Consider the following 19,118-nt stretch of genomic DNA (forward strand, 5'->3'; position numbering starts at 1 on the left):
TGGTCCTCCCATGGACAGGCGATTCGGAGATCGCCGTTTCTTGTTACGACAGCAAACGCACCACCCACCGAGCTTCATAGAGGACGAACGACCCGACCGGTAGCTTTGCCTTGATCGGATTGCGCCGAATGTGGCGCGCGACATTCATGAAATGATCCCAATCGCGGATCAACCGATCGAAGTAATCCTTCTGCCAGACCGGGCCGGAGCTGTGATCCACCAGGTTGATCTTAGTAGCGGTGAAACGTTTCCAGCTGGCGACGGTTTCTCCCAGATCGATGGCCTCATCTAGCGAGAGCAGAAGATGAACGTGATTCGGCATGATCACCCACGCGTGGAGCAGATAGCGGGTGTGGTCGAAATGTTGGAATGCATTCGCTACGGTGGCGGCATTCGCGGAATCGCCCAAGACCATGAAGCACCACCGCGCCGACACAGGCCCCAAGGAGTGGCGGATTGCCGGAAGGCTAACTGCGGGGAAATTGCGGGGAGGGAGAAAAGTGGGGGAAAAGCACATCGTCGGGGATGCGCAGAACCAGTGTTTGCATGGCGTATTTGTATTACATGCAGCGAAGCCAGGTAATACAGAAAATGATTCTTCGCAGGTTGCTTTCAATAAGTGTCGCCATAGGTTTCCCCAGCCTTATAGCCCGCAGGACCATCTGGCGATGTGGATCAAGGTGCCAGTCCCTTGACGATGGCCGCCACATTGTGGCGGACCATCGCCACATAGCCCAAACCACCCGTCCCGTCGGCGATCAATGGATCGCCAAGCCTGATTCCCGTGTCCTTCGTCAGCGTTTGGAGAATCTTCGGATTCGACTCCTTCTCCGGGAAGATCGCGACCACTTCGTTCTTCTTCAAGTTGGCCACCAGCGCCGCCAGTTCCTTCGGGCCGGGCATTTGTTCGCGGTTGATTCCCTGCACCGGATGCGCCGTGAAGCCGAACTCCTTGCAGAAATAGTTGAAAGCCGCGTGGGCGGTGGCGAGGTGGCGCTTGTCCCGCGGGATTTTGGAAATCTCGCGCTTTGCCCAACGCTCAAGCTCGTTAAGTTGGCTCCGGTAGGCGTCCGCATTCTTGCGGAACACGGCGGCGTTCTCAGGCGAGGCCGCGGCGAAGGCTTCGGCGACGATCCCGGTCGCACGGCGGAAATGATCGATCGAGTGCCACCAATGCGGATCGATTTCATGCTCGTGCTCGTGATCATGGCCCTCGTGATCACAGGCACCTTCAAGCGCCGGCAAAGTCGCCCCGACTTCAAGCAGCGTCGCCTTGTTGGCGATGATCGCCTTCAACTTCGGCAGATAGCTTTCCAGCCCCATTCCCGCGACCAGATAGATCGTCGCAGCCTCGGCGTTTTTGAGATCCTCGGGTGTGGGTTCGAAATGATGAGGGTCGCCATTCGGGCCGATCAAATCGACGACTTCCACCTGCCCGCCGCCGACCTGTCGGGCAAGATCCCCGAGAAGTGGATGGAGCACGGCGATTTTCAATTCGGCCGCGCGAAGCGGAACAAATCCCAGGAGAAGAGTGGTGAGCAAGACGCGAAGCATGTCGGCAACTTGCCCGGATTTGTCGCTCACGCAAGTGTTTTGCGTTTGAATGTTTTGCGTTTGAATCGAGGCGACTGATCCGCGATTTGCCGCCGCCGCTCCCGTCGGTATTGGCCTCGACCTTTCGGCGGGGCGTGCTATCGAAGAGCCATCAAACATGGACCCGCATACCGAGATCAAATCAGCATTGAAGTCAGACAGGGAAAGCAAGCCGGTGGTGATTCCTCCACCTGACTTGTCGCGGCCGTCAGTTCCACCGCCCTCGTTACCTCCTGTTGCCGCAGAGTCCCCGGAGGCCGCGGTGAAGGTGAAGATCCGCAACGCGCAGGATTCCGATGACGACGGATCTCCGGTCGCAGGCTTGGCGTCCTTCAACTCCCGCGTCACGGCCGCGGTGATAGACATGGTCGTCGCGTCGGGCATCGCGATCGGGCTCGCCTTTATCTTGCCCGGATTCGCCGACCGCCTCGCCTGGCTGGCGGCGATTGCCTACCTGGTGACCCGCGATTCGCTGCCGTTTCTCGGCGGCCAGAGTGTCGGAAAGAAGGCGATGAAGCTCAGGGCGGTGACGCTTGATGGCGAGTCGCTGGTCGGAAACTGGGAAGCCGCGCTCGTCCGCAACGGCGTGCTGGCGATTCCGTTATTCGCATTCGTCGAGTTGTTCATCCTGCTCACCCGCGAGGACAAGCCCGGGCGCGGCCGCCGGCTAGGCGATGAGTGGGCGAAGACGAAGGTGATCATTGAGGAAACCCAGCCAAGCGCCGATGGTCTTTGATTTGCGGGCTTTCCAATCGCCCGCGACCCAGTCAGCTTCCCGCCATGGAGAGTCATGATGTCTTGAAGCGGGCGCTGCGGAAAACCAGCCCGAAGGCGGTTGCCGCGGACCTGGGAGTGTCGCTTTCCCTCGTTTACAAATGGGCGGAGAAACCCTCGGACGACGGTTCGGGCAGTCGCAATCCGCTGGACCGCCTCCTTCAGATCATCGACCTGAGCGGCGACAACGGCATCGTCGAATGGCTGTGCCTCCGCCAGGGCGGGCATTTCGTAAAAGACCCGGATGTGAGCGGCCATCAGATCGACCACGTCCTGCCAGCCACTCAGGAAATCATCGGACAGTTTTCAAATTTGTTGAACCACATCTCCGCCGCGGCCAACGACCACTCGGTGAGCAAGGAGGAAGCCGGGGAAATCCGCCAGTGCTGGGACAAGCTGAAAAGCTACGCGGAAGGCTTCGTCCGCTGCTGCGAAAACGGCGACTTCAAGACGATGTCGCAGGTTCCTCCGACAAGCCGCTAGTCTCAGCGCTGAAGCAGGCCGAGGATCGGCGGCAGGGTTTCCTTCCAAGCGTGGGCGACGGCGCAGCAGATCACGGCGTCCTCGTCGTCGCGGCGCGGGAAACTTTTCGCCTGGCGAAGTTTTTTGGCTGCCAGAGTGATGGCGTTGAGCTCGGAGCCGAGCGAAAGCAAACCGAGCGCGGTGGCAAGGGCGGTGGCTGCTAGCAGCACGGAGATGCCGCCGATGATCGGGATCTTCGCCACCAGCACCGCGAAGACCGCGATGATGCCGCTGAGCGGAGGCACGGCCATGCCGAAGCGCCGGGCGTTTTCACGCGAGTTGGCGGATTTCGGATCGCGCACGCGCCACTCGGCCAGCGCCTTGAGCCGGAGCTGGCGGCCGAACTCGTCGGCCGACTCGTCGGCGCGGTGGATCACGGCGGTGTCGTCCGGTGCGGGCATCCAGGCTCCGAGGTCGCAGCGGCACGGGCGCTTGCCCGTTTCCGCCAGCACTCGCAGCCCGAACATCCAACGGGCGATGAGCGCGGCGGCGATGGGAAGAGCGGAGAACAGGAATAGGATGCGCCACATGGGATTGAGGGAAAGGGTTGGGAATTATTTTCTGGGAGAGCCGGCCGCGACCCACGCCCGCGGATCATCCGGCCATGGATGTCTGGGATAACGACCGGCGACTTCTTTTTTCATCTGCGCGTAGCCGGTCTGCCAGAATCCTTTGAGATCCTTGGTCATTTGCCAAGGCTTCTGGCCGGGGGTGAGAATGTGGACGACCAGGGGAACGCGGCCGTTGGCGATCATCGGCGTCTCCCAGATTCCGAACAGGTGCGAGACCCGCACGGAAATGAACGGGTCCATGCCGAACGCGTAAGTGATCTTGGCGGACTGGCCGTTCGGCAGATTCACCCGCTCCGGGCAATACGAATCCAGCGCCGCGCGCTGGGCGGCGCTGAGCCACTCGCGCAGCACGCGCCAGACGTTGGCTTCCTTGATTTCCTTGTAACTGACCGCGCCGTGGCAGATCTGCGCGATCGCGTCGGTCCGGTCCTCGTCGGTCCAGCCGGGCATTTCCAACTCCGGCATCCACTTGCCAAGCGAGGCGAGGCGGGCGGTCCATTGCTCGACGGAATGATCCCAGTTTTTCAAATCGAGCTCACCGGATAGCACGCGCGCTGCGAGCAGTTCGGCGGCCTGGTCGAGGTTCACGCCGTGGTCGCTTTCCTTGGCTTCGAGCACCAGGTCCCGGAAGCGGGTTTCCTTCCTGGCAACCACCCGGCGGCGGGTCTCGTCCCAAGCCGCGCCGTCGGTGATGGCTAGATCCTCGGGAAAAAGCTCGGCCAGCCACGCCGGATCGACGTCGGTGGCGCGGCGCAGGTGGACGATGATTTCCCGCGCTTCGACCTCGGTGATTTCCGCGGCGACGAAGGCCGGGGCGTTTCTCACGCAGGAATCCTCGTCGAGCTTGCCCTTGCGGTTTCCCACCAGCTTGCAAGCCAGCGTGCCCTGGCTGACGCGGATCGCCAACTGATCGCTGAACGCCGCGAGCATCGCCTTGCCGACCGACTCGCGGCGGCCCTTGAAATCCACCGACTGCCATTGCCAACCAAAGCGCTTCGCCAACGAACACAGCCGGTCGAAACCCTGTGCTGTCTCGCGCGCGCCGCGCGCCATCACGCCGACCTGGTCGCAGCGGCGCGGATCGAAGCTCATCGCTTCGGCGGATTCGAACGCCCGCCATTCGCCGGCGAAATCCGAATCGTCGTCCGGGAAAATGAAATCCTTGCGGCCCGGTCCGCCGCGCTTGTTGGTGAAGATCCCGTCGCCCTGCACCGTCGCCGCGATGAACGCGGTTTCCGCCACGCAGCCGTGTTCGTAGCCGGCTAACATCAACCGCGAGAACCGCGGCTCCAGCGGCAGCGACGCCATTTTCCGGCCCTCGTCGGTGAGCTTTCCCGTGCTGTCGAGCGCGCCGAGGTCGTGCAGCAGGCGCTCGGCGCGGGAGAGGGATTCCTCAGTCGGCGGGTTGAACCAGCGGAAATCGCGGACCTCGGAAACGCCCGCCGCCTTGAGCAGGAGGGCGGCTTCGGCCAGATCCACGCGGTGGACTTCCGGTGCTTCGAACTCGGCGCGCCGCGCGTGATCGGTCTCGCTCCAAAGACGGAACGCGCGGCCCGGTGCCGTCCGACCGGCGCGGCCCGTGCGTTGCTCGGCGGCGGCGCGGGAGATTTTCTTGATGAGCAGCGTGTTGATCCCGCGGCGCGGCTCGAAGGACGCGATGCGCGCCAGGCCACTATCAATCACCGTCCTGACGCCGTCGATAGTCAGAGAGGTTTCCGCCACGTTGGTGGCGACGATGATTTTCGGGCGCGGTCCGGGGGAAATCGCCGCTTCCTGCGCGGCGGGCTGCAGCGCGGAATACAGCGGATAGACATCCCAGCCCTTTGCGATGGTGTTTTCCAACAGCTCGATCGTCCGGCGGATCTCGTGCGTGCCGGGGAGGAACATCAGGATGTTCCCTGGGTCCGGCATCGCCATCGCCTCGCGGCAGACGTTTGCCATCTTCTCCCAGATCGGCGTCTCGCGTGGCGGTCCGCCGCGGCGGTCGTTCACCGGCGGCCGGTCCGCCCGATAGAGCACCTGCACCGGATGCGTCCGTCCACCCGCTTCAAGTGAGACCGCAGGCGCGAGGTAATCCGCCAGCCCCGCCGTTTCCAGCGTGGCGGACATCACCACCACCCGCAGATCGGGCCGCGGGCCTTCCTGTAAATCGAGGCACCGTGCCAAGGCGATGTCCACGGCGAGCCGGCGCTCGTGGAACTCGTCGAACACCACTGCGCCCACGCCTTCCAGTGTCGGGTCGTCTTGAATCCAGCGTTGGAAAACCCCGTCGGTCAGATAGATGATCCGCGTGTCGGCGCGGTATTTCGTGTCGAAGCGCACCGCGTAGCCGACCTCGTTGCCGAGCGTCGCCTTGCGTTGTTTCGCCACCCAGCCCGCGAGCAAACGCGCCGCCATCCGCCGCGGCTCGATGACGAGAATGCGTCCGGAAATCCCCGCATCCACCAGCATCCCCGGCACGGATGTGGATTTCCCCGAGCCGGTAGGGGCCTTGAGCAACACGCGCGAGCGCTCCCCGGCAGCCACGGCGGCGCGGAGATCTTCGGCGATTTCAAAGACGGGCAAGGTCACGCGGGAGGATTTGCCGGAAAACCCAAGGAGTGGCGATCTCCGAATCGCCTCTTTTTCACGGGAGTGGGACGTTTCGTCCTTTCCCATGGACGAGAGGTCCGTGCCCCCTATCCACGGCCCAAACACCTTGCGCCACCCGTGTCGCATTCTGGCCGGATCAGCGGGCCGTCAGCTCCAATGCCTGCTCGATTTGCACGGCCATGGCGGGCTCTAGCAACAACAGGATTTTGAGCTGCGCCGGGTGGAGGGTCCGGATTTGGGAAAGGAGGTCCGCGGCGGATTCGTCGGTGTGGGTGGCGAGCGGGTCGGCGGCGGGCTTGAATTCCTGACCGACGAGGAAGGGAAGGATGCTGTTGGCGGCGAGGAGTCTGGCTGGAGCGAGGTTCTGAAAGCCGTATCCGCCGGGAAAGACCGGCTTGGGCAATAGGAAGGACGGCCTGTCCGCCTTTGTTTCATACCATTGCTTCCAAGTGATTTCCTCCTGCGCGGGGGTCAGTTGGCAAAGGTTCCACGGCATGGATGGTCCGTTGTCATCGGTCAGCCATCGCTTGGCTGAAACGAGGCGTTCGATCGGCTCCATGCCGGTGACCTCATACCAATTGCCGTTGTGTTCGAACGGGCGGGGGCCGGCGTTGAGGGCTTCGATGAAATCTGCTTTCGCCAGATCGAACAGCTCGGCAAGCCTGGCGGTCGCGTGGGCGGATTGTTCCGGTGTTAGGTGGAGCCCGTCCGCCAGCGCGTCGAGATACCAGCGGTGCTGCGTCCGCCGCCGGGCGAGGTATTCCTGCCGGGTGGCGACGCGGATGCCCTGATCCAAACCGGCGATTTTGAAGTCCTCGATGATCCAGCCGATCTGCCGTTCGGTGAGTCCGTTCCGGCAACGGGCGGTATAGTCGCCGACAAGATCGCCGGACCAAGGCACGGCGGGCGGGCGGATCGCATGGCGGGTGTTCAGGGGCGGCGGCGGGGTTTGATGGCGGGCCTTGCGCTCGTTGGCCACGCTGACCTGTGCCTGCCAAATTGCGGCGGCCGTCGCAAAGGTGGCAAACACGATCCACGCCAATGAATTTCTGAGAGGCTTCGACATTTTCGGGCAATCGTTCCGATCATAGTCGGCGGCATGGGAAAAAGCTATGGGAAAGGCAACGGATTCACCGCTTGGCTTTGGGCGTCTTGAAAAATTTCTCCACCTCGGTCACCGGGCGGGTGTTGAAAACGTCCTGTTTGCGCAGCCAGCCCTTGCGGGCGAGGCGGACGCCGAGGCCGATGTGGTGGATGCCGGCGGTGGAGTGCGCGTCGGGGTTGATCGAGCAGAGCACGCCCTTGTCGCGGGCGCGCTTCCACCAGCGCCAGTCCATGTCGAGGCGCTGCGGGTTGCAGTTGAGTTCGATGATGGTGCGGGTCTCGGCGGCGCAGTCGATGACCATGGCGTGATTGACTGCGTAGCCATCGCGCTTGAGCAGCAGCCGGCCGGTGAGGTGGCCGAGCATGGTGACGTGCTCGTTTTCCATGGCGCGGCAGATCCGGCGGGTCATCTCCTCTTCGGACAGGGTGAAGGAGGCGTGGACCGAGGCGACGCAGTAGTCGAGCCGGGCTAACATTTCATCTGCGAAATCGAGCGAGCCGTCCTTGTGGATGTCCACCTCGGAACCGGCGAAGAGGCGGAAGTGTTCATAGCCGGCGTTGAGCTTGGCGATGGCTTCGATTTGCTCCAGCAGGCGCTCCTCGTCGAGCCCGTTCGCTTGGAACGAGGCTTTCGAGTGGTCGGCGATGCCGAGGTATTGGAGGCCGAGGTCGATGGCTTCGTCGGCCATTTCGTGGAGGGTGGCGTGGCCATCGGAGGCGGCGGTGTGGTTGTGAAAGGTGCCGCGGAGTTGGCCCAGCTCGACGAGGCGCGGCAAGGTGTGGTGGGCGGCGGCTTCGATTTCGCCGGTGTTTTCGCGCAGTTCGGGTGGGATGAAGTCGAGGCCGAGGGCGCGGTAGATGTCGGCTTCCTCGTGGACTTCGGGCAGCGGTGCGGGATTGGCGGCGTCGGTGGCGGTGAAGCCGTATTCGTTGAGCGAGAGGCCCTGTTTGAGGGCGAGCGAACGGATGACGACGTTGTGTTCCTTGGAGCCACTGAAGTATTGGAGGGCGAAGGGGAACTGGGCGTTCGAGACGGCGCGGAGATCGCACTGGAGGCCGTTTTTTAGGCGGACGGCGGACTTGGTTTCGCCACAGACGATGATGGAGGCGACTTGGGGGAGAGTGGTGAAATCCTCGCAGACGAGGGCGGGCTCCTTGGTGGCGACTAGGAAATCGAGGTCGTGCACGGTTTCCTTGGCGCGGCGGAATGAGCCGCAGATGGCGACACGCGTGATTTCCGGGTGGGTGCGCAGGGTGTCGAGGATTTCGTTGGCCAGTGGGGTAATGGTGCCGAGCAGGAACGTGTCGGCGAAGGCCGCGCGGTGGGCGATGGCTTCGAGGATCTTGGTCTGCGTCTTGGCACCGAAGCCGGGAAGACCCGCGACTTTCCCGGCGTTGCAGGCGGCCTTGAGATCGGCGACGGAGCTGATGCCGAGAGTGTCGTAGAGGGCTTTCACCTTTTTCGGGCCGAGGCCCTGGACGTCGAAGAGCTCGAAAAGCCCGGCGGGGAATTCGGCGCGCAGGGTGTCATGGAACTCCAGCTTGCCGGTGCTGGCGAGTTCGTGGAGCTTCTCGCGGAGTGCCTCGCCGATGCCTTCGATGCCGGTGAGCTCGTTGTCCCGCGCGAGCGCGACGATGTCGCCATCGAAGTTTCTCACGGCTTGCGCGCCGTGGCGGTAGGCGCGGACCTTGAATGGATTCTCGCCCTTGAGTTCTAGCAGCAGGGCGATTTCCTCAAGGGCTACGGCAAGGTCTTCACGGGTCATGGAGTTGAATCTTACAGGCTGCGGGCGGGGGAATCCATCATCATCTATTTCACCAGGAAATCCGCGACGACCATCCGGTGGTCGCTGTTGCGGGTGGTCACGGCGCGGCAGCGGACCGGCGTGAAGTGACGGGTGGCGTAGATGTGATCGATGCGGAGCACGGGGAAACGTCGCTGGAAGGTGTCGCCCCAGCCGGTGCCGGCGGTGGCGAAGGCGTCCACGAAATCGCGGGCGAGCTGGCGGTGGACGATGTCCGAGGCGGGCGAATTGAAGTCGCCGCCGAGAAGGGTGGGGGTGTTGGGGAAAGCGGTGGTCTGCTCGAGAATCTGTTGGGTGAGCGAGAGTTCCTTCTGGCGGATGGCGCGGTTGCTGCGATGGTGGCTCCAGGCGGATTTCCGCCACAGGCGGAGGTCGGTGGCGGCGGTGGCGAGGTGGACGTTGACGACCTCGATTTCGATGCCGCTCGGCAGCAGGACGCTGACCTGTTGGTCGCGCTGTGAGGGATTACGGACTTCCCGTTGGATTTTCCAACGGGTGATCACGCCGTTGGATTGGTGGACGCGGTAGTCGCCCCGGCCGCCGTAGAGCGTGTCCGCGATCTGGCGGACTTGGTGCGGGAGGAGATCCTGCAACAGGACGATGTCCGGTTGCCACGCGGCGAGGTCGGCAGCCGGATTTCCGAAGGTGAAGAAGGCGCTGTTCAAGGTGATGACGCGGATGACGGGATTTCCTTCATGAGGTTCCGCCAAGCCGGGAAGCGGCGGGGACTTTCCGAAGTTCGCCAGCACCCGCGCCTCGTCCGCACCGACGAGCAGGGTGACGGCCCACACGCCGGTCATCACTAACGAAAGCGAGGCGCGGAGGAAATAGAACGCGGTGGAGGACAACAGCAGCCCGACACCGCCCCATAGCCAGATCGGCATGACGGTGAACGCCGCGAAACGGTCCGGCTGCCGCGCGAAGCAGTAGACCGTGAAGATGTGAAGCAGCAGGGAAATCCCCACCAATGTCCATCCGAGGCGGCGGCTGAGAGAGGACATCGAGGGGTAAATGCTGAGATTCTGAAAACTGAAAAGCTGAAATCACATGCCCGGGATGCCGAGGCCGCCGGTGAGCTTTTTCATTTCTGCGGCGGACTTCTCCTTGCCCTTGGAGATGGCTTCCTGGACGCCTTTGAGGACGAGGTCTTCGAGGAATTCCGCGTCACTCGGATCGATGACGGACGGGTCGATCTTGATCGAGAGCACGTCGCCGGCGCAGGTGGCGATGACGTGGACCTTGCCGCCGCCGACCGAGGCCTCGACGGTCTGGATGGAGAGTTCTTCCTGTTTGGCTGCGAGCCCGGCTTGCATCTGCTGGGCTTGTTTCATGAGTTTGGCGATGTTCATAATTTTGGGATGAGTGGTGGAGATGATTGTCGGCGCAAGCCGTAATTGGGACCGGCGGATTTCAGCATTCTCTCGCTTCGCGAATCGAACGGGTGGAATGAGTTCCGCGCTCCAGTTCAGGCAAGGACTTTTCCTTCGAACTTGATGAGGGCGGCTTGGATGAGGGGGTCGTTGTGAAAGGTGTCTTCGATGATGGAGGCTACAGGAGTAGGTTCCGGCGCTTTGATTTCGGCGGCGGGCTTGTCGCTTTTCCACGGCGGCGGTTCGACCGGGGCTGGAAGTTCGCTGACCTCCGGAGCGTCCGCGATCATGGAATCGAAGGCGGAGAGTCCGCCGGCGGGACGGGGAGGGGCGGCGACTGCGGCGGATGCGGGCTCCGGGGTTGGTTCTTGGGCGACGGCAGGTTCCGGCTCGCGGACGGGTGTCGGAGCGGGTTCGGCTGCGATCGGAGCGGGTGCGCTGACCGCGCCGGAGGAAATGAAATCCGCGCCGCGGGTGAGGACTTTGATGACGTCGGTGATGCGGACTTCGCCGAGGGATTGGATAGCCTTGATGACGCCGAGCTCGAAATGGAGGCGCTTGTTAGTCGCCCATTTCATCCGGCCTTCCGTCTCGGCGAAAACGTCGATGGCGGCGAGGATGCGGTCGGGCGGATATTCGTCGGCGGCTTGCAGCAGGGCGGTCCAGAGGTGGGTGGGAATGCCTTCGCCGTCGGCGGACGGGTCGAGTTTCGCGACGAGCAGGGCGCGCAGGCAGCCGATGAGTTCGCCGAGGAGTTGGGAGAGTTCGCGGCCGCTTTCGGCTTCCTTTTGGATGAGCGAGAGAGCGGCGGGATTGTCGCGGGCGAGCAGGGTTTGGGTGAGCGCGGCGACTTTTTCCCGCGAGGTGAATCCGAAGACGTCGAGCACGTTGGCCTCGTTGATCGAGTCGCCGCAGAAGGAGACGAGCTGGTCGAGCATCGACTGGGCGTCGCGCATGCCGCCGTCGGCGCCTTTGGCGATGGCCCAGGCGGCGGTTTCCTCAAGGGCGATCCCTTCTTCGCTGGCGATATGGAGCAGGTGCTGGGCGATCGTTTCCGTCGGGATCGGGCGCAGGTCGAAGCGCTGGCAGCGGGAGAGGATGGTGGGGAGAATCTTGTTCGCCTCGGTGGTGGCGAAGATGAATTTCACGTGTGGCGGCGGTTCTTCGAGCGTCTTGAGCAGCGCGTTGAAGGCCGCGTTCGAGAGCATGTGGACCTCGTCGATGTAGAAAATCTTGAACTGCCCGCGGGCGGGGGCGAAGCGGACGGACTCGCGGAGGTCGCGGACCTGCTCGACGCCGTTGTTCGAGGCACCGTCGATTTCCAAGACATCGAGCGAGCGGCCTTCGGCGATCTCGATGCAGACGTCTTCGTCGGGGTCGAAGTCCGCTTTCGGGCCGGCGGTGCAGTTGAGCGCCTTGGCGAGAATCCGCGCGGTGGAGGTCTTCCCGGTGCCGCGCGGGCCGACGAAAAGATAGGCGTGGGCCAGGCGCTTTTGGGCGATGGCATTGCGAAGGGTCCTCACGACGTGGTCCTGTCCGAGGACGTCGTCGAAGGTTTTGGGTCGGTATTTGCGGGCGAAGACCTGATAACTCACGGCGGTGAGTGTAGGGATGGCGGCGGGTTTGTCATGGCCGAGTTTTCAGGAATCGGAAAAATACTGGATTGGCGGGCGCGAAAAGTTTGTGGGACGGGGGTTGAAGGATGCCGGGTTGCTGCTATGCATCGTGAAGCATGATCGAGCGAAGATCCTCCAAACGCAGCAAATCCAAGGGTTTTCCCCGGCTGGGCACGATCTTTCTGCTGCTCATCGTCGCGGGAATCGGACTCTGTTTCACGAATTTCCAGGGAAAGGTGAAACGCGGCCTGCGTGAGATCTTCTCGCCGAAGCCGGTCGTGGTTTCCCCCGCTAAGGAGGACATTTACCGCCAGGCCGAGGCGCGGATCCGGGCGGAGTTGGAGGAGAAATACGAGCGCGACATCGCCGCGCTCAAGAAATCCCTCGAGGACGCGGAAAAACAAAACGCCGAAGAAGCCGCGCCCGCTCCGGAGCCTGATTTGGGGACGATCACCGACGTCCGGAAACTCCGCTCCGGCATTTCATTCAAGACGGCGGTGAAGATCGAAAAGGGCGGGATCGCGTCCAAGGAGCGCGTGGACGAAGCGAGCTACACCGCCACTTACGAGCTATCGCTGCGACTGCCGACGCCCGCGAAAACCATGGCCGAGCTGGAAACATCCAGCCCGGATCTCGGTAAAATGCTCCCCGGACTTTCGCCGCTCGTCGAGAAAGCCGAGGTCTCCAACTGGTTCGGCAAGCTTTACGAAAACAAGGCCGGCCGCGTCCGTCGCGATGCCAACTTGCTCAACGAACTCCTCACCAAGCACAACATCTACGACTGCGAGACCATCCTCCACCTCAAGTCCGCGAGCGGTCGCAAGGTGTTTTTCCTCCAGTCGGAAATGGACGTGGTCTCGGACGGCTCGGACGGCGACCGCCTGCCGGAAATGCCTGCGGAGATCGTAGATTCCCCGAACTACCAGCCATTCACCAGCTACGGTTGGCCCAAGAAAACCCAGGTGCCGAATCCGATGGTCGCCGGGTGGGAGCGGCGGATCGGCCTCGCCCAGAAGGAACTCGCCGCGCCCGCGACCACCGCCGCCCGCAAGACCTGGCTGCACGACCGCGTCAAGTTTCTCAAGCGCGGCATCGACGATCTCAAAGCCCGCAGCTTCCTTGTTGCCGATTACGATCCGTTCATCGTCATCCCCGTGGATATTCTAACTTCCAATGACGCGTTCGCTCCGAACGTGGGCGATTACGCGGTGGTGATCCATGGCGGGAAAATCTATCCATGCATCGTCGGCGATGGCGGCCCGACCTTCAAAGTCGGCGAAGGCTCGCTGCGCTTCGCCCGCGAGCTCAACCCGAAAGCCTCCTCCTACAGCCGCCCGGTTTCGGATTTGAAAGTCAGTTACCTCGTCTTTCCCGGCAGCCGCGAGGCCGAACGCGGACCGCCGGATTTCGAGAAATGGCGTCAGCGCTGTCATGAGTTGCTAGGGGAGATCGGCGGACTCGGCGAGGGTTATGCGCTCCATCAATGGCAGGACACCTTGCCGAAACCAACGCCCCCGGCTCCGGTTCCAGCGATCACTCCTCCGTCTCCAACATCCGACGCAGCCGCTCCCGCGACAGCGCCCGAATGACCTTCACCAGAAGCAGCAGGCAGATCAGCGTCACGCCTGTTTCCAACAGCGGTGCCGGTCCGCGCGGCCGCTCTCCGGCCATGAACTTCGCCAGATCCGGCAAGTTCCCCAATCCCCGAGCCGCGCCTAGCAGAGCCAGCACGCCCGCGCCGATGATGCCGTGCCACTGCATTTTGATCGAAAAAATCCCGCAGATCACGATGCCGCCGCCCAGCGTGAGCGCGCCTTGGAGGAAGCCGGGGGCCTGGGCTTTATCCAACACCGAGAGCGCCGCCACGCCCATCCCCAGAATCGCCAGGCCGCAAAGGAAAATGTAAAACCGCATGGCCGGACTTGAAGCGATCTTCCGGCCGCAAGCAAGCTTGCAGGGTTTACAAGCGCCGCGCCGTCGCCAGAATCCCCGCCGATGTCCCAGCTCTGGTCCAATGGTGAATGGTTTGATTCCGAGGATTTCCCCGTGTCGCCGCTCGACCGCGGGGCCATCCTCGGGCTCGGCTTGTTCGAGACGCTGCTCGCTTTGGACGGTGTGCCCGTCTTCGCGGACCGCCATCTCGCGCGACTGCTGGCGGGTTGCGAACGGCTGCGATGGAACGTCCCGCTGCCCGATTTCCATGAAACCGCGAAGGAATTGTTAGCCCGCAACAGTCTCACTTCCGGCCGCGCGCGCATCCGGCTCGCCGTCTCCGGTGGCAGCGGCGCCATCGATGACCTGGCTCCGGGAAAGGACCGGGTGGTCACGATGATCGCGCTGCCTGTGGACGCCGCCCCCGCCAGCCTGACGGTGAATCTTTGCCGGTGGCCTCGGAACGAAAACTCGCCGCTCGCCGGCTTGAAATGCGCCTCCTATGCGGAAAATCTTGTCGCCCTCGATCACGCCCGGCGACTGGGCTTCGATGAGACGCTTTTCCTCAACACCGCCGGCCAGCTCTGTGAAGCGGCCACCGCGAATCTGTTTCTCGTGAAGGACGGCGCGCTCCTCACGCCGCCGCTCGCATCCGGCTGCCTGCCGGGCATCACCCGTGGAGTCGTCATCGAACTCGCGGCGCGACACGGGATTTCCTGCGGGCAGCGCGATCTAACGATAGATGACCTGCACGCCGCCGACGAGTTGTTCGTCACCTCCTCGATTCGCGGGCTGACCGGCGTCTCCCGCTTTGAAACCAAAGACCTTCCGCCCGGCCCGGTCACCCGACTCCTGCGCGCGGCATGGGACGCCGCCACTCGATAGAAACGCCGTGGTCATCGCATTTCACAAGCCGTATGGAGTTCTCTGCCAGTTCACGCCGGATCTGCCGGGGCAGAGGACCTTGGCGGATTTCGGCTTCCCCGCGGGTGTCTATCCGGTCGGGCGGCTGGACATGGATTCCGAGGGGCTGCTCTTGCTCAGCGACGAGCCGGGATTCAACAACAGTCTGTTAGACCCGGAGACGGCGCATCCGCGGACCTATCTCGCGCAGGTCGAGGGCACTCCCACGCCTGATGCCGTGGCGAAGCTCAAACTCGGCGGGATCCTGATCCAAGGTTACCGCACCCGTCCCTGCCAGGCGCGCCTGCTTGAGGTGGAGCCGGTGGTCGCGCCGCGTGATCCGCCGGTGCGCTTCCGCCGGGCGATTCCCACGGCGTGGCTGGAGCTGCAATTGATCGAAGGGAAAAACCGGCAGGTCCGGCGGATGACTGCGGCGGTGGGTTTTCCAACCTTGCGCCTGATCCGGGTGGCGATAGGCCGGCTTGATTCTATCAGTCTGGCGCGAGGCGGGTGGGTCGAACTTGATCCCGACGAGATCAGGCGGATCTGGCAGAAGTAGCGGGAAGGAGTTCCTCCGGACTGCCCCGATCACTGGGGGGCGACCGGGGCGGCGACACACATACTATGCTGGGGGGAGCCCGCGTTCCGAGTCTCAGAACCATGGAGGCGGGCTAAGAAAGTGATAAGCGGAGAAAAGCACCAAAACCGGCCGTAAGAGCCTGTTTTTCCGGGATTTCTTGAAATCGGACCCGTTCATCAACGAGCGGCCTTGCCGACGAGTTCAACATGCATCTGATAGCCGGAGCAAAGCGTCTTTAACTCGCCGGCGGCGGAGCTGGATTTGGCGAGTCGTTCCAGCGCGGCTTTGTTGAGGAATTCCCGGCCGCGGTTGCGTGAGGCGAACAGGTCGATTTCGATGACGATCCGTGGTCCTCGGTCGGTTTGGACGACCGGGTAGAGAGGATGAATCGACTTGCCCTCCTGGTCGATTTGCATTCCCACCGCCGTCCAGGTCTTTCCCTGATAGGTGCCGGTGATGGCCGGCTTTTCCTTGCTGCGGCGAGAGCCGATGATTTCGTAGCCCAGATTCTGAAGGACGGCCGATCCGCTCAGCGGGTCACTCAAGCGGGCGACGAGACGAAGCGCGGCCTCGACATCGCCGCGGCGGGTGGCGTCAAGCCACGCCTCCACGATTTTTTGCGCGTCGTCCTTGGTCGGTGCCTGGATGGCGTGGATTTTCTCCAAAACCGGGCAGTCGACGAGGAGTGACTGCTGCCATTGATCCGGCCAGCGCGCGGTCTCCGAATCCACCCAGCCTTGAAATTTCCCGCAGGTGGTGCTGGCGGGTTCCGGGGTCCAAAGCCAGCCGCCGGGGGATTGCTCAAAATAAAGCGCTCGAGCGTCGAAGCGGTCGGGCTCGCGGGCCGAGAACCATTGGAAAATCGCCACCGCCGCCGATTCGTCCGCTCGGAATGCGAGCGGCATGGCGTGACGGACCGCCGCGGGGTCGTGGAGCGTCCACCAGATTTGTGCCGCCTGAATGCAGGCTTTGCGCGCGGCGTCGGGGTTTTCATCAAGCTTGGAAATCGCGAGCAAAGATTGGAAATTTCCATTGCGGAGCTCGGCGAGCAAGGTCTGCCGGGCAAGTTCCGCGGTGGCTTGCGGCTTCGGAGGGTGAGTGGCGGTCCAGTTCTTGGGAAACGCGTCGCGGAGATCCGAGTCGAGGTCGTCCTCCGCTTCATCGTCCGGATTCTCCTTCGTCTCCAAAAACCGGGCGGGCGGATCGATCTGCCAGAGGGCGTCGGGACCTTTTGCGAGCTGGAAATGAACCACCTCGATCCGCGGCCCGGCGCTGGCCGGGTCCAGACAGGCGATGGAAATGAGGGCGTGCCCGTCTTCCTCCTCATGATGGACCATCACCCGCGCGACTTCCGGCGCGACGAGCAGCCGCCATGGTCGCGGCGCTTGCGAGCCCGCGGTGACGGCGAGATCGGCGGCTTTCAGGCGGGCCGGCCAGTCCTCGGGCAATTTCGCCGCCAGGCCGCCCAAAAAACCAAGCACCGAGGGCAAGTCCCCGCGCTCACACGCCGCGAGAAACCGCTCGCCGACCTGCTTGGAATTGAGATTCCGCAGATCCGCCGCCGACAAGTTCGCCTCGATTTTCCGGCGCATGCCGCTGATCGACTGCTCGCGGAGCTTTTCCAAATCGACCACCTGTTCGCGGAGCATCCAGTTTTCGAGGAGTTCGAGACGGCCGCGGAGCGCGGCGGCGTATCCGGCACCGACGTTTTCAAAAGAGGCGGGCAGGGGAGCAGCCGACCACTCCGCGCCTCGCTTCACCAACGCCACGGGAAACACCTGCAAGCGGCTCGGATCGAGGCCGCCGATTTTCCGCACCAGCACGGCCGCGAAATTCTCATCCAGCTTCACCGCGCCGACTTGCAGCGGATCGCTGCCCAGATCGCGGGCCATGCGGTCGAGGCGGCGGGCGATCTGGCGCTTTTTATCATCGGCCGTTAGCGGGGAAAGCGCGGTGTCGCCGCCGGGGCTCAGATCGAGCTTCCGCTGCCGCACCTTTTCGAGGAAATCGATGGCGGTCTTGCCCGGATCGCTCGGTGCGGCGTGCGCGGTCATGGCGGCCGCGAGCAGGACGGGGAGGAATTTCACTGCGGAACCTTTAGCGCATCCGCAGGCGGACGAAAGCGAAGAATTCATTCTCCCGGCGGTTACTCGTCCACTGGCAGGAATTCCGGCAAGCTGCCTGTCACTCCAGCCAGACGCGGATTTGCTTCCCACGATTCACGATTTCCAAAAATCCTCGCGCCCATCCGCTGGAAATAATCGCCGCCGTTTCTACCGTCCGGGGAAATTTGCCGCAACGGGTCGCCCTTGGCCGTCTTCTGGATGACCCAGGAAATCGCGAGACGGCTGTCCACCATGCTCTTCTTGCTGCCCCAGATCCGGCTCTCCGGGAAACGCAAATCGCCGAGCCACGCGCCTTGCGCGTTCGGGCGGGCGAGCCACCAGCCGTCGGTCCATTGCGTGAGCGTTCGGGTTTGGCGCATTTCGGCCACGGCGGCGAGCGCGTCCCTGCCTTTCGGGTAGGTCGTCCAGCGCACCGGCGTGGAGTGCAGTTCGAAAATCGTCCGATAGCCCACCCGGAGTTCGTCACCGCAATCCACCACCGCGCGCCAGAGCAGGATATTATAAGGAGTGGGCGACTCCATCCGGCGCTCGTATTTTACCCCGCGCCGCGCCAGATCCGCCTCGAATCCGGCCGATGCCACGAATTTCATCCCCACGCCCAGCAGCGCATACCCCGCGCTCAGGCCGAGGCCGAGGCCGAGGAAGCACCATTTTCTCCGCTTCGAGGGCGGCGGAGTCTTCTTCCCGCGCGGCTTTTTCTGCTTTTCCTCCCGCAGAAACGCCATCCAAAGCACCGTCACCACCAGCGGTCCGGTGAACAGCAAATCGCCGGGCGGCAGGCAATCAAACGCCACCCGCTTTCCAACAAACGGCCACAACACCGCCGCGCCTTCCACCGTCAGGCACTCCGCCAGCACATGCGCGCCCCACACCGCAGCCACCAAGCCGCCCGCTTGCGGCTTCGTGATTTTGTCCTTCTGCCAGATTTTCGCCAGGCCGTGAGCCAGCCCGTAGGCCGCGGCCCCCATCAGCAAGAGCGAATGGCTAACACCCTGGTGCCACGCCAGTTTTCGCGCCGTGTCCAAAAACGGGAAAACCAACACGTCCAGCTCCGGCAAAATCCCAAGCAGCGCCCCCCAAGCCAGCGCCCGGTTTCCCAGACGCTTGCCCATCAGCCACTCTCCCATCGCCGCGCCCAGCGCCGCCTGCATGATCCAATTCACCCCGCGACAATGCTCGGAAATCCCCAATCGGAAATCCAAAATCTCAAATTCTTATCCCGCTCCACCGCCTGCAGCGGAAACCCCGGTGGTGGCTTTTTCGTCGAACTCCCGCTAAAACAATTGCAAAACCCCCGCGACCGGCTTCGCTCCTCCACGTCCCCACTGGGACTTCCTTACCGTCACATGATGAAAACGAAACACCTCCTCGCGGCCTCCTGCGCCGCTTTCCTCGGCTTTACTTCCGCCTTCGCCGGCGGCGAAGGGTGGACCCACGACTTCGCAGCCGCCAAGAAACAGGCCGCCGATGAGAAGAAAGACCTGCTCATCGAATTCACCGGCACCGACTGGTGCGGCTTTTGCATCAAGCTCAATGAAGAAGTCTTCAGCCACGCCCCCTTCAAGGCTGGCGTAAAAGACAAGTTCGTTCTGGTGGAACTCGACTACCCGAACAAGCCCGAGAACGTCG

At 63.1% G+C, this 19,118-nt stretch carries 18 protein-coding genes; 6 read left to right on the top strand and 12 right to left on the bottom strand.

Annotated features, from left to right (window positions below; all coding sequences use genetic code 11):
* Positions 1-43 precede the first annotated feature (43 nt).
* Complete coding sequence (locus tag AC4DF4_RS04660; protein WP_490046952.1) at positions 44-409, bottom strand: transposase; 366 nt, start codon at positions 407-409, stop codon at positions 44-46.
* A gap of 266 nt (positions 410-675) precedes the next feature.
* A complete protein-coding gene (locus tag AC4DF4_RS04665) occupies positions 676-1,482 on the bottom strand; it encodes a metal ABC transporter substrate-binding protein (RefSeq protein WP_490046953.1) in 807 nt (268 codons plus the stop codon).
* Between the two features lie 373 nt (positions 1,483-1,855).
* Between AC4DF4_RS04665 and AC4DF4_RS04670 the strand changes: the two genes are divergently transcribed.
* Positions 1,856-2,329 (top strand): RDD family protein, encoded by a 474-nt coding sequence (locus AC4DF4_RS04670; protein WP_490046954.1) that lies wholly within the window; start codon positions 1,856-1,858, stop codon positions 2,327-2,329.
* A gap of 44 nt (positions 2,330-2,373) precedes the next feature.
* Positions 2,374-2,850: a phage regulatory CII family protein gene (locus AC4DF4_RS04675; protein ID WP_490046955.1), complete on the top strand. Its 477-nt coding sequence runs from the start codon at positions 2,374-2,376 to the stop codon at positions 2,848-2,850.
* Positions 2,851-2,852: 2 nt separating this feature from the next.
* Here AC4DF4_RS04675 and AC4DF4_RS04680 read toward each other — a convergent pair whose 3' ends face one another.
* The 7 genes from AC4DF4_RS04680 to dnaX all read right to left on the bottom strand — a co-directional run bounded on the left by AC4DF4_RS04680 (position 2,853) and on the right by dnaX (position 11,927).
* A complete protein-coding gene (locus AC4DF4_RS04680) occupies positions 2,853-3,419 on the bottom strand; it encodes a hypothetical protein (protein ID WP_490046956.1) in 567 nt (188 codons plus the stop codon).
* Positions 3,420-3,443: 24 nt separating this feature from the next.
* Positions 3,444-6,032, bottom strand: coding sequence for an ATP-dependent helicase HrpB (gene hrpB, locus AC4DF4_RS04685; RefSeq protein ID WP_490046957.1), 2,589 nt, complete (start codon positions 6,030-6,032; stop codon positions 3,444-3,446).
* Positions 6,033-6,189: 157 nt separating this feature from the next.
* Positions 6,190-7,083, bottom strand: a complete 894-nt coding sequence (locus AC4DF4_RS04690) for a hypothetical protein (RefSeq protein ID WP_490046958.1) — start codon at positions 7,081-7,083, stop codon at positions 6,190-6,192.
* 100 nt (positions 7,084-7,183) lie between these two features.
* Positions 7,184-8,923, bottom strand: a complete 1,740-nt coding sequence (gene polX, locus AC4DF4_RS04695; protein WP_490046959.1) for a DNA polymerase/3'-5' exonuclease PolX — start codon at positions 8,921-8,923, stop codon at positions 7,184-7,186.
* A 44-nt stretch (positions 8,924-8,967) separates the two neighbouring features.
* Positions 8,968-9,963: an endonuclease/exonuclease/phosphatase family protein gene (locus AC4DF4_RS04700; RefSeq protein ID WP_490046960.1), complete on the bottom strand. Its 996-nt coding sequence runs from the start codon at positions 9,961-9,963 to the stop codon at positions 8,968-8,970.
* Between the two features lie 42 nt (positions 9,964-10,005).
* Complete coding sequence (locus AC4DF4_RS04705) at positions 10,006-10,311, bottom strand: YbaB/EbfC family nucleoid-associated protein (protein ID WP_488257730.1); 306 nt, start codon at positions 10,309-10,311, stop codon at positions 10,006-10,008.
* Between the two features lie 116 nt (positions 10,312-10,427).
* Positions 10,428-11,927: a DNA polymerase III subunit gamma/tau gene (dnaX, locus tag AC4DF4_RS04710; protein WP_490046961.1), complete on the bottom strand. Its 1,500-nt coding sequence runs from the start codon at positions 11,925-11,927 to the stop codon at positions 10,428-10,430.
* Between the two features lie 137 nt (positions 11,928-12,064).
* On the opposite strand from dnaX, the gene AC4DF4_RS04715 reads away from it, so the two are divergent.
* Complete coding sequence (locus tag AC4DF4_RS04715) at positions 12,065-13,537, top strand: glycoside hydrolase family 75 protein (protein WP_490046962.1); 1,473 nt, start codon at positions 12,065-12,067, stop codon at positions 13,535-13,537.
* Here the strand turns inward: AC4DF4_RS04715 and AC4DF4_RS04720 are convergent.
* Positions 13,482-13,862, bottom strand: a complete 381-nt coding sequence (locus tag AC4DF4_RS04720) for a hypothetical protein (RefSeq protein WP_490046963.1) — start codon at positions 13,860-13,862, stop codon at positions 13,482-13,484. The genes AC4DF4_RS04715 and AC4DF4_RS04720 overlap by 56 nt on opposite strands.
* A gap of 81 nt (positions 13,863-13,943) precedes the next feature.
* On the opposite strand from AC4DF4_RS04720, the gene AC4DF4_RS04725 reads away from it, so the two are divergent.
* Both AC4DF4_RS04725 and AC4DF4_RS04730 read left to right on the top strand, forming a co-directional pair.
* The gene (locus AC4DF4_RS04725) at positions 13,944-14,765 is read left to right on the top strand and encodes an aminotransferase class IV (protein ID WP_490046964.1); all 822 of its coding nucleotides are present in this window, start codon (positions 13,944-13,946) and stop codon (positions 14,763-14,765) included.
* A 7-nt stretch (positions 14,766-14,772) separates the two neighbouring features.
* Positions 14,773-15,342: a pseudouridine synthase gene (locus AC4DF4_RS04730; protein ID WP_490046965.1), complete on the top strand. Its 570-nt coding sequence runs from the start codon at positions 14,773-14,775 to the stop codon at positions 15,340-15,342.
* A gap of 197 nt (positions 15,343-15,539) precedes the next feature.
* On the opposite strand, the gene AC4DF4_RS04735 is transcribed toward AC4DF4_RS04730, so the two are convergent.
* Positions 15,540-17,450, bottom strand: a complete 1,911-nt coding sequence (locus tag AC4DF4_RS04735; protein ID WP_490046966.1) for a hypothetical protein — start codon at positions 17,448-17,450, stop codon at positions 15,540-15,542.
* Positions 17,451-17,509: 59 nt separating this feature from the next.
* Positions 17,510-18,652 carry a metal-dependent hydrolase gene (locus tag AC4DF4_RS04740; protein WP_490046967.1) on the bottom strand — a complete coding sequence of 381 codons (1,143 nt, stop codon included), beginning with the start codon at positions 18,650-18,652 and terminating at the stop codon, positions 17,510-17,512.
* A gap of 183 nt (positions 18,653-18,835) precedes the next feature.
* On the opposite strand from AC4DF4_RS04740, the gene AC4DF4_RS04745 reads away from it, so the two are divergent.
* Positions 18,836-19,118 (top strand): thioredoxin family protein (locus AC4DF4_RS04745; protein ID WP_490046968.1); only part of this gene is annotated, 283 nt, incomplete at its 3' end.

The sequence above is a fragment of the Luteolibacter sp. genome (assembly GCF_058122085.1).

What these genes read in the sequence shown, in the direction of transcription:
- AC4DF4_RS04725 (WP_490046964.1), top strand. Translation starts at nt 13,944, where the DNA reads ATGTCCCAGCTCTGGTCCAATGGTGAATGGTTTGATTCCGAGGATTTC.
- AC4DF4_RS04720 (WP_490046963.1), bottom strand. Translation starts at nt 13,862, where the DNA reads ATGCGGTTTTACATTTTCCTTTGCGGCCTGGCGATTCTGGGGATGGGC.
- AC4DF4_RS04705 (WP_488257730.1), bottom strand. Translation starts at nt 10,311, where the DNA reads ATGAACATCGCCAAACTCATGAAACAAGCCCAGCAGATGCAAGCCGGG.
- AC4DF4_RS04715 (WP_490046962.1), top strand. Translation starts at nt 12,065, where the DNA reads ATGATCGAGCGAAGATCCTCCAAACGCAGCAAATCCAAGGGTTTTCCC.
- AC4DF4_RS04700 (WP_490046960.1), bottom strand. Translation starts at nt 9,963, where the DNA reads ATGTCCTCTCTCAGCCGCCGCCTCGGATGGACATTGGTGGGGATTTCC.
- AC4DF4_RS04675 (WP_490046955.1), top strand. Translation starts at nt 2,374, where the DNA reads ATGGAGAGTCATGATGTCTTGAAGCGGGCGCTGCGGAAAACCAGCCCG.
- polX (WP_490046959.1), bottom strand. Translation starts at nt 8,923, where the DNA reads ATGACCCGTGAAGACCTTGCCGTAGCCCTTGAGGAAATCGCCCTGCTG.
- AC4DF4_RS04680 (WP_490046956.1), bottom strand. Translation starts at nt 3,419, where the DNA reads ATGTGGCGCATCCTATTCCTGTTCTCCGCTCTTCCCATCGCCGCCGCG.